Raw genomic sequence first — 14015 nt, 5'->3', positions numbered from 1 at the left:
CGCTTAGGGTAGAAAGGGCGGGACGAGAAGTCTCCCACGGTCCGTACTGGCTAGAGTCGGAATCGGGCTTTTAGTCGCCGCCCACCCCTTCAAGTCTAAACATACAAGCGGGCTTGCTCGCGAAAGCAGTGGGTCAGTTGATAAATGTTTGGCTGATACCCGCTTTCGCGAGCAAGCCCGCTCCCACATTTTGACCGCGTTCCATTGAGCGATAACTATGACCCGGCAATCTCTGTTCCTCGGCATCGACTGCGGTACCCAAGGCACCAAGGCCATCGTCCTCGACGCCGCCAGCGGCAAGGTGCTGGGCCTGGGCGCGGCTGCCCACTCTCTGATCAGCGGCGCCAATGGACGGCGCGAGCAGCACACTCAGGAGTGGCTGGACGCCTTTACCGAAGCCACCCACCGCGCCCTGCAACAAGCCGGAGTGGATGGCCAGGACATCCTCGGCATCGGGGTTTCCGGCCAGCAACACGGCCTGGTGCTGCTCGATGAGCACGGCCAGGTACTGCGCCCGGCCAAGCTGTGGTGTGACACCGAAACCAGCGCCGAAAACGCCCGTTTACTCGAGCACCTGGGCGGTGAAAGCGGCTCTCTGGAGCGGCTGGGCGTCGCGATTGCCCCGGGCTATACCGTGTCCAAGCTGCTATGGACCCTTGAACAACACCCGGATGTTTTCGCACGCATCGCCCATGTGCTGCTGCCCCACGATTACCTCAACTATTGGCTCACTGGCCGCGCCTGCGCCGAGTATGGCGACGCCTCGGGCACCGGCTATTTCAATGTGCGCACCCGCCAATGGGACCTTGCGTTGCTGCGGCACATCGATGCCAGCGGGCGCCTGGAGGCGGCTTTGCCCGCGTTGATCGAGGCCAACCAGCCCGTGGGCAACATTCTGCCGGCCATCGCCGAACGCCTGGGGATCAACCCCGGGGCCATGGTGTCCAGTGGTGGCGGCGACAATATGATGGGGGCGATTGGCACCGGCAATATCGTGCCGGGGGTGTTTACCATGAGCCTTGGTTCGTCGGGCACCGTGTATGCGTTTGCCGATCAACCGACGGTGAGCGCCGAAGCTGCGGTGGCGACGTTCTGTTCTTCCAGCGGTGGCTGGCTGCCGCTGATCTGCACCATGAACCTGACCAATGCCACCGGGGTCATCCGCGAATTGTTCGAGCTGGACCTGGTAGCGTTCAACGCCCTGGTGGCCCAGGCCCCGATTGGCGCCGAGGGCGTCAGCATGCTGCCGTTCCTCAATGGCGAGCGCGTGCCCGCCCTACCCCACGCCACCGGTAGCCTGCATGGCCTGACCATGACCAACCTGACCCGTGGCAACCTGTGCCGCGCAGTGGTCGAAGGCACCACCTTCGGCTTGCGCCAAGGCTTGGACCTGTTGCGCCAGACCGGCCTGCAAAGCCACAGTATCCGCCTGACCGGCGGCGGCTCGAAAAGCCCGGTGTGGCGGCAGATGGTCGCCGATATCATGGACACCGAAGTGGTGTGTACCGAACAAAGCGAAGCGGCGGCCCTGGGCGCGGCGATCCAGGCCGCATGGTGCCAGTCTGGCGAAAGCCTGCAGGCGCTGTGTGCACGCTGCGTCAGCGTCGACCCGGCCAGCCGCACCCAGCCTGTCGCCGCCAGCGTCAGGGCTTATCAGCAGGCCTATGAACGTTATCAACAGCATGTGGCAACCCTTTAAGAGCGAATAACTATGTATCTGGTGTGTGGCGAAGCGCTGTTTGATTTTTTCAGCCAGGAGGATGCCAGCGCACAGGCGTCCCAAGTCAATTTCAAGGCAATTGCCGGCGGTTCGCCGTTTAACGTCGCCGTGGGCCTGCGCCGCCTGGGGATCGAAGCCGGGTTGTTCGCCGGGCTGTCCAGCGATTACCTGGGCCAGCGCCTGCGCCAGGTCCTCAAAGATGAAGGCGTGCACGCCGATTACCTGGTGGAGTTTGCCGCGCCGACCACCCTGGCGATGGTAGCCCTGGGGGCCAACGGTTCACCGCAGTACAGCTTTCGCGGCGCAGGCTGTGCCGATCGGCAGTTGCAGATCGAACATCTGCCGGTGCTCGATGGGCGCGTACGCGGTCTGCATTTCGGTTCGTTTTCCCTGGTGGTGCAGCCGGTCGCTGACAGCCTGTTGGCCCTGATCCGCCGGGAAAGCGGCAAGCGCCTGATCAGCCTCGATCCGAATGTGCGCCTGAACCCCGAGCCGGATATCGAACTGTGGCGCCGGCGCGTGGCTGAACTGGTGCACTATGCCGACCTGATCAAGGTCAGCGATGAAGACTTGCACCTGCTCTACCCCGGCCAGGCGCCGGAAAGCGTCTTACAAGGTTGGCTACAGCACCGCTGCCAGTTGATTTTCCTGACCCGTGGCGGCGATGGCGCGAGCGTGTTCAGCCGCCAGCACGGCAACTGGTCGGCCCCGGCGGTCAAGGTGGTGATGGCCGATACGGTGGGCGCTGGCGACACCTTCCAGGCGGCCTTGATCGCCTGGCTCACCGAACAGCAGCTGGATTCGGTGGAAGGTGTGCAGGGCCTGGGCCGGGAGCAGATTGACGGCATGCTCAAGTTCGCCATCCGTGCCGCCGCGCTGACCTGTGGCAAGACCGGGCCAGACCTGCCCTATCGCCACCAATTAAACGAATAAACCCCATGCGGTTTCACTTCGCCGTCACTCGCACGCCACGGGCCACCCAGGCGCCGACGATGCCGCCAGCCAGCGGGGCCAGCCAGAACAACCAGAGCTGCATCAGGTAATCGGTGCCGGCAAACAGCGCCGTCCCGGTACTGCGCGCCGGGTTGACCGAGGTGTTGGTGACGGGAATCGATACCAGGTGGATCAGGGTCAGCGTCAGGCCCACGGCAATTGGCGCAAACCCTGGCGCGGCGCCGGGTGTGGTGACCCGCATGACGATAAACACCAGGAAGAACGTTCCCACGGTCTCTACCACCAGGGCGGCCAACAGGCTGTACTGGCCCGGACTCAACGCGCCGTAGCCATTGGCAGCGAACTCACCGAGCTCAAAGCCTGGCCGGCCGCTGGCGATCAGCGCGAGAATCGCCGCCGCGACGGTCGCCCCGGCGACCTGGGCGATGATATAGGGCAACACATCCAGCCCCGGCATTCGTCCTCCCACCCACAGGCCGACTGTAATGGCCGGGTTGAAATGCGCGCCACTGATGCTGCCCACCGCGTAGGACATGGTCAGCACACTCAAGCCAAACGCCAGGGCTACCCCGGCAAAGCCAATGCCCATGCCGGGAAATGCGGCCGACAGAATGGCGCTGCCACAGCCGCCGAAGGTCAACCAGAAAGTGCCGAGAAACTCTGCTGCGATTTTTTGTTGCACGCCCTACCTCAGCCACTGGCGACAGATGTGGCCGGACAGTAGCAGCGCAAGCGGGCGGCGCCGTATCGGATTTGTCTGAGGCTTGCCACACGCCCCCATCCCCCACGCACAGCGCATTGGTTTCAGGGTTTATCGTCGGTTGCCTGGGGTTGGCGGGGCTGGGGATCGGCGAATAGCTCAATGGCCATGCCGGCCCAGGAATTTTGCTGGCCGTGGGCACAGAGTTGGCGTTGGGCCTGGGGTTTATCCAGACCCGCAACCCTGCCGTACGCTGATCAGTACAACCTCGCCCCCGCTCTGCGCGGAGCCGGGGCATGGGCATGCTTGAGGTCTTCACGCAACTCGGTGATCAAGTTACAGATCGCTCGGCTGCTGTTGAGTTCGTGGGCCTGGATGCCAGTGAAGGTGACATCCGTACCGTCGTCATCGTAGATTTTGATGGTCAACGACGCATCCTGAGCCTTGATGCATTCACAACGCCTGGGCAGGAAGCTGCCTTCAATAAGGCCGCGTAATTCCAATTCAGAAAGCATGGCTGAACCTCTCCTTTTTTGAGACCGCCAATGAATTTTTATCGATACCGACAGTCTGACCGCCGCGTCAGGACGGTTGACTTCACGCTTGCCAACCCTGGCAGGCGCTTTAACTGCAAAGCCTACTCCTTGTGTCTGTAGGTGTAGGATCCTTTCCTCATAAGCACCAGCACCCCTTATATAAGTTGCTGCTGGTTTGCACGGCCGGACGTTGGCGTGCATCGTGGCAGCCGCTGTTTTATTGCCCCCTAAGATAAGGAAGTCCCATGACCTCTTCTGCTCTCACCCTCCTTTCGGTACTGGCCATGAGCGTGCTGGCTGCCCAGGCCAATGCCGCCAAACTTGAAGATATCGCGCCCTACCCCAAGGCCGACGCCGGGCATGTTCGCCAGGTCATCCACTTGCCGGCAAAGCCCCAGGAACAGGACTTCAAGGTCGAAATCCTCGCTGGCAAAACCTTGCTGGTGGACTGCAACCAGCAGCGCCTGGGCGGTGTGCTGGAAGAGAAAAACCTCGAAGGCTGGGGCTATCCGTTTTACCGCCTGGAGAAGGTCAGTGGCCCCATGAGCACGATGATGGCCTGCCCCGATGGCAAGACCCGCGAGGACTTTGTGCCGGTGGTCGGCGACGGTTTTGTGCTGCGTTACAACAGCAAGTTGCCCATCGTTGTATATGTTCCAAAAGATGTCGAAGTGCGTTACCGCATCTGGTCGGCATCGACCACGGTCGAGAAGGCTAGCGAGCAGTAACGCGCAGATCAGCCTTCTGTGGCGAGCGGGCTTGTCGGAACGCCGCATCGCCCGCGCTGGGCGGCGAAGCAGCCCCAAATACAGCCACCTTGGTGTATCTGACGGAACGTGGTGAGGCTATTGGGGCGGCTTTGCCGCCCAGCGCGGGCGATGCGGCGTTCCGGCAAGCCCGCTCGCCACAAGGGGGGCGTCAGGCTTGTGCCGCCACCCGCTCTGCCACGTGGCGCAAACTATCGAAGTTGATATTGGCCCCGGAGTTGATCGCCACCAGCGTCTGCCCCTGGGCCCCGGTGCGTTGCACATAGCGGCGGATTCCGGCAACTGCCAGGGCGCCTGAAGGCTCGGTGATGGAGCGGGTATCGTCGTAGATCAGCTTGATCGCGCTGCACAGTTCATCGTTGCTGACGGTGATGACTTCATCGACATGCTGGCGGCAGATTTCAAAGCCGTAGGCGCCGATCTGGGCCACGGCGGTGCCGTCGGCAAAGCTGTCCACGCTGGGCAATATCACCCGCTCGCCGGCACGCAAGGCCGCCAGCAGGCAACTGGAGCCTTCGGGCTCCACGCCAATGACCCGCACCTCGGGGCGCAGATACTTGATGTATGCCGCGATGCCAGCGATCAACCCGCCACCGCCCACCGGTACGAAGATCGCGTCCAGTGCGCCTTGTTGCTGGCGCAGGATTTCCATGGCGACGGTGCCCTGTCCGGCGATGACGTCAGGGTCATCAAAGGGCGACACAAAAGTGCCCCCCGACTGTTCGGCCAACTGCAACGCATGGGCCAGGGCGAACGGAAAACTGGCGCCGTGCAGCACCGCATCGGCGCCCCGTGAGCGCACGCCCAGCACTTTCAATTCCGGCGTGGTACTGGGCATTACAATCGTCGCCTTGATCCCCAGTTCACGCGCCGCCAGGGCCACGCCCTGGGCATGGTTGCCGGCAGAGGCGGTGACTACCCCGCAGTTTTTTTGCCCATCGGTAAGCTGCACCAGTTTGTTGTAGGCGCCGCGGATCTTGAAGGAAAACGTCGGCTGCAGGTCTTCGCGCTTGAGCAGGATCTGATTGCCGAGCAACGCCGATAGCGCCGGGGCCGGCTGCAACGGCGTGCGCACCGCCAGGTCGTAGACCGGCGCGGCGAGGATTTTCTTCACGTAATGCTCAAGCAAACCATCGTCGAGCGTGGACTGCGGCAGTGGGCTACTCATGGGTGTCTCCTGGCGTTTGACAGAGCCCTGGAGACGGAAAAACAAAACCCGCCTCTAGGGCGGGTTTGGGTACAGCCGAACGCTATCCCGCCATATGAGGAATGGCGGTAATAATGCTTGGCTGGGAACGATAGGTTTGAAATGTCATGCAACGAAACTAACCGGCAGCCTATTACAAGTCAACTGCGGGGTTTACTTGCGATATACGAAACATATACGCTTTGTATATCCACCCTACACAGTGAAGCTCATGGGCATCGTCAAGATTACCGATCATTTGCACGAACAAGTCCGCCTGGCCAGCGCCACCATGGACCGCTCCATCAACGCCCAGGCAGAGTTCTGGATCAAGATCGGCCTGTTGGCCGAGCTCAACCCGCACCTGGCCTACAACGACCTGATCAACAAGCTGTTGCTCGACAAACCCGACCTGATCCGGGGGCGCAGCTGATGATCAAAACCCCTGCACAGATTGCCGTGATGCGCGAAGCCGGGCGCCTGCTGGGCCAGGTATTCAGCATGCTCGACAGCCGAGTCGGCGCCGGCCAGAGCACCCTGGAACTGGATGCGGCGGTCGAGGCGTTTATCCGCAATGACCTGCAAGCACGCCCCGCCAGCCTTGGGCAGTACGACTATCCGTTCAGCATCAACACCTCGATCAACGAAGTGGTGTGCCATGGCATGCCCAATGCCAAGGATGTGTTGAAGGACGGCGATATCGTCAATATCGACATCACCCTGGAAAAAGGCGGGTTTATTGCCGACTCCAGCAAGATGTACATGATCGGCACCGTCGCACCCAAGGCCCGGCGCCTGGTGGAACAGACCTTCGAGGCGATGTGGGCCGGTATCCGCCAAGTCAGGCCCGGCGCCCGCCTGGGGGATATTGGTCATGCGATCCAGAGCCACGCCCAAGCCAATGGCTACAGCGTGGTGCGCGAGTATTGCGGCCACGGAATCGGCCGGGAGATGCACGAAGAACCGCAAATCCTGCACTTCGGCCGACCGGGCACCGGCTTGACCCTGCGCGAAGGCATGGTGTTCACCATCGAACCGATGCTCAACCAGGGCAGCGCCAAGGTGCGCAGCCTCAAGGATGGCTGGACCGTGGTGACTCGCGACAACAGCCTTTCAGCCCAGTGGGAACACACGGTGGCCGTCACCGCTGATGGTTTTGAAGTGCTGACCCTGCAGGCGAACGCCTAAACCCCCAGCACTGGCGCCAATGCGGGGCCCTGTCACCCCGCTTTGCCGCCGCCCCTGGCAATCCGCCGCAGCCCCAGCAGCATCCCCAGCGCGTGCTCATCAACGGTGTTGCGTTCGCGAAGTCACTCCGCTCATCGCTGTCAGCGATTGTTGAACAGCAGGATCTCGGGATTTTCGCGCTCGGTGCGGCGCAACGCGCCTCCCTGAGTTCGAAGCAGGTCACCAGACCTGGCCCTGGCGCTTGAGCTCCAGGCGGCGCACGAACTCTTCCAGCACCAGGGAGTACAGATCGTCCTGCAGGTAGGCGTCTTCGATCCCGGCATCCATGTTCGGGTTGTCGTTGACTTCGATCACCACCACCTTGTCGCCGGACTGCTTCAAGTCCACGCCGTACAACCCATCGCCAATCAGGTTGGCGGTCTTGACGGCCAGTTCCACCACGGCCTTGGGGGCCTCGTGCACCGCCAGGGTCCGGCACTCGCCGTTGACGTCCTGACCGATGGCCTTGTGGTTGTAGATCTGCCAATGACCCTTGGACATGAAGTACTGGCAGGCAAAGATCGGCTTGCGGTTGAGTACGCCAATGCGCCAGTCGTACTCGGTATAGAAAAATTCCTGGGCCAGCAGCAACACCGAATGTTCGAACAGCTCGGCCGTGGCGGCCAGCAACGCCTCCTGGCTTTCCACCTTGATCACTCCCCGGGAAAAACAGCCGTCGGGGATTTTCAGCACCAGGGGGAAGCCCAGTCGCTCGCCAACCCGTTCGAAGTCTTCCGGTCGCTCCTTGTACAGAATCTCGGTGGCGGGCATGCCCAACTGATGGCTCTTGAGCATATCCGTGAGGTAGACCTTATTGGTGCAGCGCAGGATCGATGCCGGATCGTCCATCACCACCAGCCCTTCACTCTCGGCTTTCTTGGCGAAACGATAGGTGTGGTTGTCGACACTGGTGGTCTCGCGGATCAACAACGCATCGTATTCAGCCAGCCGCGCGTAGTCCTTGCGTTCGATCAGCTCCACATCGATGCCCAGGCCCTTGCCCACCCGCACGAAATTTTCCAGGGCCTTGGCATTGGACGGTGGCAACTGCTCCTGGGGATCATGCAGGATCGCCAGGTCATAACGGGCCAGGCGCCGGGAGCGCGGTTGACGCCAGACCCTGCGGCTGAAGTTATCCAAGGCATGGGCGAATTGATCTTCCTGGTCATCACGCAACTTATGTAACACCCCGGACTTGATACCTTCGATATGCCAGCCGTTATTCTTGCGAAACTCAACTAATAAAATCGGACACGGAAAAGCTTCAAACAACTGGCGGGCCAGATCCTGCAACGGCTCAATATTGGTTCGACCAAAATAAAGTGTCAGGGTAAAACCTTCGGTATTACTGTAGAGGTGATGACTCAATGCTTTATCGAGGGTTTTATCCAGGTCATCCAGGGCCAGGCCATACAAGGATTTTTTCGTCAGTTCGCTGATGGTGCGCACCGATGGAATTACCTTGTGCCCCCGCGCCTCGGCCAACAGCGAGCAGTAGTAACCATGCCCCAGGTACTTGTAACTGCGGCACAGATTGATCACCTGCACCCGTTTGCCGGCCTCGTTCTGCCGGGGGTGCTCGAGGTATTCCTGGGCTGTGACAATATCTTCACTGGGGAAGTACGAGGCCCAGTCTTCCTTGCGTTCAACAATAATTACCACTTGGCTTGCACTCTTGGGCGGAGTGGAAAAATATCCGCCGGAGGTGATTGTCGCCGCGACAATTTGCTCGGATACTTCTCGCCAATGACTGTGTACCGCTGACATATTGATTGATCCGCTAGAGAACTTGACCTTTTCTATTAAGCACGATCTTTCAGAGAAGTCTCGTTTAGTTACGCAACTTTTACGGCGGTTATATGACTCTTTCTTTTCGCGTTGCAACCCTCGATGACTTGCCAGCATTGGTAGCCTTGGAACAGCACTGCTTCACCACAGACCGGCTGTCTTCGCGCAGTTTCCAGTGGATGATCAGTCGTGCCCATGCGCAGTTACTGGTGGCCGAAAACGCCGGACAATTGCTGGGCTATGCGCTGGTGCTGTTCCATCGCGGCACCTCGTTGGCGCGTCTGTATTCCCTGGCCATTGCCGCGCCTGCCCGGGGCATGGGCCTGGGCAAGCAATTGCTGGCGCGCATCGAAGCCTGCGCGGTGGCGCACGATTGTGCGTACCTGCGCCTTGAGGTGCGCACTGACAACCCAGGTGCCATCGCGCTGTATGAACGCAGTGGCTACCGACGCTTTGCCTTGATCAATGACTATTACGCCGACCATACCGACGCCCTGCGCCTGGAGAAACGCATCCTCCAGCACGCGGACGCCCGTGCCTTGAGCGTTCCTTACTACCAGCAGACCACCGATTTCACCTGCGGCGCCGCCTGCCTGCTAATGGCCATGGGCGCGCTGTTACCTGGGCGAGAGTTTCTGCGCCGGGAGGAATTGCAGATCTGGCGTGAGGCAACCACCGTGTTCATGACCGCCGGCCACGGCGGCTGCAGCCCCCAGGGCCTGGCCCTGGCCGCCTGGCGCCGGGGTTTTCGCGTGCGCATGCAGGTCAACATCCGTGGGCCACTGTTTCTCGATGGGGTGCGCGACCCGCATAAAAAAGAGGTCATGCGCCTGGTGCATGAGGGGTTCGAAGAGGAGTTGATCAACAGTGATGTACAACAGGTGTTTGGCGGCGCGCTGGACCTGGCCCAGGTCCTGGACGACGGTGGCCAGCCGCTGGTGCTGATCAGCAGCTACCGGCTGACACGATCCAAGTCACCGCACTGGGTGATCGTGACCGACTGCGATAAGGAGTTTGTCTACCTGCATGATCCCGACGTGGATCATAGCCAGCATCGCCAGCCCATGGACTGCCAGCATTTGCCGGTCAGCCACGGGGAGTTCGAGCGGATGTGCCGCTTTGGTAACAACCAGCTACGGGCGGCGGTGGTGTTATACCGGTAACGCCTCCGGCCTGGCGCTGCCGGTCGCGGCGGCCTTGGCTTCCAACTCGCGCACCAGGGGCAATACGCGCTGGCCGAAATACTCCACCTCCTCCTGGAAGTGCAGGAAGCCCGCCAGCACCAGGTCCACGCCCACGGCCTTGAGCGCAACGATACGCTCGGCAATCTGGCGGGGCGTGCCGATCAGGTTGGTCTTGAAGCCGTCGTTGTACTGCACCAGATCGGCGAAGCTGGACTTGGCCCAGTTGCCCTCGCCTTCGGGCGATGCCTTGCCTGCTTGTTTGGCGGCGTCACCAAAGGCGTTGACCGCTTCCGGGTCGGCCTTGTCGATGATCTCGGCCAATACTGCCTGGGCTTCTTGCTCGGTGTCGCGGGCGATCACAAACGCATTGACCCCGACTTTAACCGAATGGTTATTGGCCGCCGCCTTGGCGCGGATATCATCGACCTGGGCCTTGATCCCCTCTGGTGTGTTGCCATTGGTGAAATACCAATCCGACACCCGCGCCGCCATATCCCGGGCCGCGCGGGAGCTGCCGCCCTGGAAAATCTCCGGGTGCGGTTGGCCCAGTGGCTTGGGCTTGAGGCTGTAATTGTTGAAACGGTAGAAATCGCCCTTGAAGGTGAAATCGTCCTGGGTCCAGATGCCTTTCAAGGCGCGGATGAACTCTTCAGAGCGGCGATAGCGCTCGTCGTGCTCCAGCCAGTGCTCGCCAATGGCTTGGAACTCGCCCTTGAACCAGCCGCTGACGATATTCACCGCCACCCGGCCATGGGTCAGTTGGTCGATGGTCGCCAGTTGCTTGGCCGCCAGTGCCGGCTGCCAGGGCCCCGGCAGGATCGCCGCGATGACCTTGAGTTTGCTGGTGGCAGCGAGCAACGCGTGGCTGAACGCTACGGACTCGTGCTGGTACTCGGCACCGTAGCCTGCGGTGAAGCGGATTTGCGTCAAGGCGTACTCAAACCCCGCCTCCTCCGCCAGTTGGGCCAATTTGCGGTTGTAGTCGATGCCCCAGTCGGTGCGTTGTTCGACCTTGCTCACCACCAGGCCACCACTGACATTGGGCACCCAATAGGCGAATTTCACGGCTTGCTGAGTCATCGTTCGTTACCTCGCATACAGGGATGGTGCAGGGTCTGGAGCAGCAACCGTGCCAGCGTGGGCAAAGCCCCGTGGCAGGCGCCTGCGACCGCTCCGAACCTGGACCTGCGAATGTTGCCCGGGCGGATGGTTTGTTGAATCACTGTTGCTGACACAACAGTCGCCGTAACAATCGGTTGTAGGTAAGCTAGCGGACTTTCGCGCAGCTCTTTCTGCGCCTCGCCGAAAATAAGTCGCCTCCATGCCTTTTGAACTCAGCGTTGACCTCACCACCCTGGCCATTCTCGCCGTGGTTGCCTTTATCGCCGGTTTTATCGATGCCATTGCCGGCGGCGGCGGTTTGCTCACCACCCCGGCCTTGCTCACTGCCGGCATGCCGCCCCATCTGGTGTTGGGCACCAACAAACTGAGTTCGACCTTCGGTTCGGCCACGGCCAGTTTTACCTTCTACCGGCGCAAGCTGTTCCACCCGCGCCAGTGGGTGCATGCCATCGTCGGCACGCTGGTGGGCGCGCTGGTCGGGGCCGTCGTCGCCCATTACCTGCCCGCCGAATGGCTGAACAAGATGCTGCCGGTGATTGTCTTCGCCTGTGGCATCTATCTGCTGTTTGGCGGCACACCCAAGGCGCCGCTGGACGCAGATGCGCCGATCAAGAAGAAATGGCAGTCGACCCAGGGTTTTGGCCTGGGGTTCTATGATGGCGTGGCCGGCCCGGGCACCGGCGCGTTCTGGACCGTCAGCACCCTGCTGATGTACCCCGTCGACCTGGTCAAGGCCAGCGGCGTGGCGCGCAGCATGAACTTCGTCAGTAACGCTGCAGCGCTGTCGGTGTTTATCTTCAATGGCTCGGTAGACTGGATTGTCGGCCTGAGCATGGGCCTGTCGGTGATGGTGGGCGCGTTCTTTGGCGCCCGCAGTGCCATCAGCGGTGGCGCCAAATTCATTCGCCCGGTGTTTATCACCGTGGTCCTCGGCCTGACTGTGCGCCTAGCCTGGCAGCACTGGTTCAGCGTGGCCTAAGCGGCGCGCCACATACAGGTCGATCAGGTAGCGGGCAATCGAGCGCGACGCCGGCAGCGGTGGCAACTGGTGGATGTTGAACCACTGCGCATCCTCGATCTCGTCGGCCTGGGGCACGATCTCGCCCCCGGCATACTCGGCGTGGAAGCCAAGCATCATGGAATGGGGAAACGGCCAGCACTGGCTGCCCACGTACTGAATGTTCTGCACCTCGACCTGCACTTCCTCGCGCACTTCGCGGATCAGGCAGTCTTCGGCAGACTCCCCCGGCTCGGCAAACCCGGCCAGGGTGCTGTAGACCCCGGTGACGAAACGCGGTGAACGGGCCAGCAAAATCTCATCGCCACGGGTGATCAGCACAATCATGCTCGGTGAGATGCGCGGGTAACTGCGCAGGTCGCAGGCCTGGCAGAACATCGCGCGCTCCCGGGGCACCTGCACCATCCCCTGGCCACAACTGCCGCAGAACCGGTGCTCGCGGGCCCAGGTACCGATTTGCGCGGCATAGCCCAGGACTTTGTACAAACGGTGGTCGCCCTGCAGCATAAAGGCCCGCAAACCTTGCCAGCGGCAACCCGGCACATCACCAGGGCTGTTCAGCTCCAGCAGATACACAGGCTCAGCGTCCAGGTGGCCAATACCATGCTCGGACAACACCGACAGGTCCTGGCGCTTGAGCCACTCCCTGGGGAACAGCGGCCCGTTGTCATCGAGTAAAAAACCTTCGCGACTACGGGCCACAGCCCAGCCGCCAGGGGCGTCGTTGTCCAGCAGCGTTGTGGTAATCCAGCCTGGGGTCATGTTCAGTCAATCCACGAATTCGGGTTTCTGCTTACTCATATGGGCCGCAATGGCCACGCGCAGGTCGTTGGATTGCAACATAGCAGCGTTCCAGGTGGCAACGTATTCCAGGCCATCGTTGATGCTGTGGTCACGCATGTAGCTGATCATGGCTTTGGTGCCGGTCACGGCAATCGGTGATTTGGCGGCGATTTGCGCAGCCAGCTCCATCACTCCGACCAGCAGGCTTTGGTGATCGGCAAAGGTGCGGTTGACCAGGCCGATGCTGCGCGCCTCTTCGGCGCCAAAGGTGCGACCGGTGTAGGCCAACTCCCGCAACATGCCGTCGCCGATGATGCGCGGCAGACGTTGCAGGGTGCCGACGTCGGCGGCCATGCCGATGTCGATTTCCTTGATCGAGAACTGCGCGTCGTCAGCGGCGTAGCGCATGTCACAGGCGCTGATCAGGTCGATTGCGCCGCCGATGCAGTAGCCCTGGATCGCCGCCAGCACCGGTTTGCGGCAGTTGTCGACGGCATTGAACGAGGCCTGCAGTTGCAGGATCTTGCGCCGCAGCAAGCGCGCATTGCGCCCAACATCCTTGCCAAACTCATTGGCCACCGAGGCCAGCATCATCAGGTCGATGCCCGAGGAAAAATGTTTGCCGGCACCACTCAACACCACGGCACGCACCGCATCGGTGTCGTCGATCCATTGGAAAATCTCGATGATCTCGCTCCAGAACGCCGCATTCATGGCATTGATTTTTTCTGGGCGATTGATCTGCACATGGGCGACGTTGCCGTGGAGTTCGACGACAAAGGCTTGGTATTCGGACATGGCAGTGATCCTTGGCTGACGGCTGATAAGGGCCGAACTATAGCAAGGGTGCATCAGGGGCGGTAAGGCAGCGCATGTGCCAAAAGCAGGACTGGAGCAAATGGGCGCAGTGGGCTTTCGTGGCGAGGGGGCTTGTCCCCCGTTGGGCTGCGCAGCAGCCCCAAAACCAGCCAACTCTATTTGTCTGAAAAAACTCGGCGAGCTTGAGGGACTGGGGCTGCTACGCAGCCCA

General features: G+C 61.2%; 14 protein-coding genes and 1 pseudogene. 8 read left to right on the top strand and 7 right to left on the bottom strand.

What is annotated here, in order from left to right; genetic code table 11:
• The first annotated feature begins 217 nt into the window (after positions 1–217).
• The gene (xylB, locus tag FIV38_RS29430; RefSeq protein ID WP_092236827.1) at positions 218–1699 is read left to right on the top strand and encodes a xylulokinase; all 1482 of its coding nucleotides are present in this window, start codon (positions 218–220) and stop codon (positions 1697–1699) included.
• Between the two features lie 12 nt (positions 1700–1711).
• Positions 1712–2653: a carbohydrate kinase family protein gene (locus FIV38_RS29425; protein ID WP_092236829.1), complete on the top strand. Its 942-nt coding sequence runs from the start codon at positions 1712–1714 to the stop codon at positions 2651–2653.
• A gap of 13 nt (positions 2654–2666) precedes the next feature.
• On the opposite strand, the gene aqpZ is transcribed toward FIV38_RS29425, so the two are convergent.
• On the bottom strand, positions 2667–3356 hold the full coding sequence (aqpZ, locus tag FIV38_RS29420) for an aquaporin Z (RefSeq protein WP_092236832.1): 690 nt from the start codon (positions 3354–3356) through the stop codon (positions 2667–2669).
• A gap of 92 nt (positions 3357–3448) precedes the next feature.
• Between aqpZ and FIV38_RS30635 the strand changes: the two are divergent.
• A pseudogene (locus tag FIV38_RS30635) lies at positions 3449–3631 on the top strand (hypothetical protein); the annotation flags it as partial.
• On the opposite strand, the gene FIV38_RS29410 reads toward FIV38_RS30635, so the two are convergent.
• Positions 3632–3889 (bottom strand): DUF1652 domain-containing protein, encoded by a 258-nt coding sequence (locus FIV38_RS29410; RefSeq protein WP_029291551.1) that lies wholly within the window; start codon positions 3887–3889, stop codon positions 3632–3634.
• A 266-nt stretch (positions 3890–4155) separates the two neighbouring features.
• On the opposite strand from FIV38_RS29410, the gene eco reads away from it, so the two are divergent.
• Positions 4156–4638, top strand: a complete 483-nt coding sequence (gene eco, locus FIV38_RS29405; protein ID WP_029291548.1) for a serine protease inhibitor ecotin — start codon at positions 4156–4158, stop codon at positions 4636–4638.
• 190 nt (positions 4639–4828) lie between these two features.
• Here the strand turns inward: eco and ilvA are convergent, their stop codons facing one another.
• The gene (gene ilvA, locus FIV38_RS29400) at positions 4829–5845 is read right to left on the bottom strand and encodes a threonine ammonia-lyase, biosynthetic (protein WP_083335444.1); all 1017 of its coding nucleotides are present in this window, start codon (positions 5843–5845) and stop codon (positions 4829–4831) included.
• Between the two features lie 250 nt (positions 5846–6095).
• Between ilvA and FIV38_RS29395 the strand changes: the two genes are divergently transcribed.
• Complete coding sequence (locus FIV38_RS29395) at positions 6096–6296, top strand: ParD-like family protein (RefSeq protein WP_029291544.1); 201 nt, start codon at positions 6096–6098, stop codon at positions 6294–6296.
• Positions 6296–7051 carry a type I methionyl aminopeptidase gene (gene map, locus FIV38_RS29390; RefSeq protein WP_092236835.1) on the top strand — a complete coding sequence of 252 codons (756 nt, stop codon included), beginning with the start codon at positions 6296–6298 and terminating at the stop codon, positions 7049–7051. Before FIV38_RS29395 ends, map begins: the two co-directional genes overlap by 1 nt.
• 219 nt (positions 7052–7270) lie before the next feature.
• On the opposite strand, the gene FIV38_RS29385 is transcribed toward map, so the two are convergent.
• Positions 7271–8857 (bottom strand): RimK family protein, encoded by a 1587-nt coding sequence (locus FIV38_RS29385; protein WP_092236837.1) that lies wholly within the window; start codon positions 8855–8857, stop codon positions 7271–7273.
• A 92-nt stretch (positions 8858–8949) separates the two neighbouring features.
• Between FIV38_RS29385 and FIV38_RS29380 the strand changes: the two genes are divergently transcribed.
• The gene (locus FIV38_RS29380) at positions 8950–10041 is read left to right on the top strand and encodes a GNAT family N-acetyltransferase/peptidase C39 family protein (protein WP_092236839.1); all 1092 of its coding nucleotides are present in this window, start codon (positions 8950–8952) and stop codon (positions 10039–10041) included.
• Here FIV38_RS29380 and sfnG read toward each other — a convergent pair.
• Entirely contained in the window at positions 10030–11142 is a 1113-nt protein-coding gene (gene sfnG, locus FIV38_RS29375; protein WP_092236843.1) for a dimethylsulfone monooxygenase SfnG, read from the bottom strand. The genes FIV38_RS29380 and sfnG overlap by 12 nt on opposite strands.
• A 241-nt stretch (positions 11143–11383) precedes the next feature.
• Between sfnG and FIV38_RS29370 the strand changes: the two genes are divergently transcribed.
• Entirely contained in the window at positions 11384–12163 is a 780-nt protein-coding gene (locus FIV38_RS29370; protein WP_029291538.1) for a TSUP family transporter, read from the top strand.
• On the opposite strand, the gene nudC is transcribed toward FIV38_RS29370, so the two are convergent.
• Together nudC and FIV38_RS29360 are read right to left on the bottom strand one after the other, a co-directional pair.
• Positions 12131–12964 (bottom strand): NAD(+) diphosphatase, encoded by an 834-nt coding sequence (gene nudC, locus FIV38_RS29365; RefSeq protein WP_092236847.1) that lies wholly within the window; start codon positions 12962–12964, stop codon positions 12131–12133. The genes FIV38_RS29370 and nudC overlap by 33 nt on opposite strands.
• A gap of 6 nt (positions 12965–12970) precedes the next feature.
• Positions 12971–13783, bottom strand: a complete 813-nt coding sequence (locus FIV38_RS29360) for a crotonase/enoyl-CoA hydratase family protein (RefSeq protein ID WP_092236850.1) — start codon at positions 13781–13783, stop codon at positions 12971–12973.
• Between the last annotated feature and the right edge of the window lie 232 nt (positions 13784–14015).

The sequence above is a fragment of the Pseudomonas proteolytica genome (assembly GCF_007858275.1).
GTDB lineage: Bacteria > Pseudomonadota > Gammaproteobacteria > Pseudomonadales > Pseudomonadaceae > Aquipseudomonas > Aquipseudomonas proteolytica.
The sequence above is the reverse complement of the archived record's forward strand: the minus strand, read 5'-3'. Positions and strand labels throughout refer to the sequence as shown.

Bases quoted from the DNA above. Each gene is read 5' to 3' on its own strand.
- FIV38_RS29370 (WP_029291538.1), top strand. From the start codon at position 11,384: ATGCCTTTTGAACTCAGCGTTGACCTCACCACCCTGGCCATTCTCGCC.
- sfnG (WP_092236843.1), bottom strand. From the start codon at position 11,142: ATGACTCAGCAAGCCGTGAAATTCGCCTATTGGGTGCCCAATGTCAGT.
- FIV38_RS29395 (WP_029291544.1), top strand. From the start codon at position 6,096: ATGGGCATCGTCAAGATTACCGATCATTTGCACGAACAAGTCCGCCTG.
- FIV38_RS29360 (WP_092236850.1), bottom strand. From the start codon at position 13,783: ATGTCCGAATACCAAGCCTTTGTCGTCGAACTCCACGGCAACGTCGCC.
- ilvA (WP_083335444.1), bottom strand. From the start codon at position 5,845: ATGAGTAGCCCACTGCCGCAGTCCACGCTCGACGATGGTTTGCTTGAG.
- FIV38_RS29425 (WP_092236829.1), top strand. From the start codon at position 1,712: ATGTATCTGGTGTGTGGCGAAGCGCTGTTTGATTTTTTCAGCCAGGAG.
- FIV38_RS29385 (WP_092236837.1), bottom strand. From the start codon at position 8,857: ATGTCAGCGGTACACAGTCATTGGCGAGAAGTATCCGAGCAAATTGTC.
- FIV38_RS29410 (WP_029291551.1), bottom strand. From the start codon at position 3,889: ATGCTTTCTGAATTGGAATTACGCGGCCTTATTGAAGGCAGCTTCCTG.
- map (WP_092236835.1), top strand. From the start codon at position 6,296: ATGATCAAAACCCCTGCACAGATTGCCGTGATGCGCGAAGCCGGGCGC.
- nudC (WP_092236847.1), bottom strand. From the start codon at position 12,964: ATGACCCCAGGCTGGATTACCACAACGCTGCTGGACAACGACGCCCCT.
- FIV38_RS29380 (WP_092236839.1), top strand. From the start codon at position 8,950: ATGACTCTTTCTTTTCGCGTTGCAACCCTCGATGACTTGCCAGCATTG.
- xylB (WP_092236827.1), top strand. From the start codon at position 218: ATGACCCGGCAATCTCTGTTCCTCGGCATCGACTGCGGTACCCAAGGC.
- eco (WP_029291548.1), top strand. From the start codon at position 4,156: ATGACCTCTTCTGCTCTCACCCTCCTTTCGGTACTGGCCATGAGCGTG.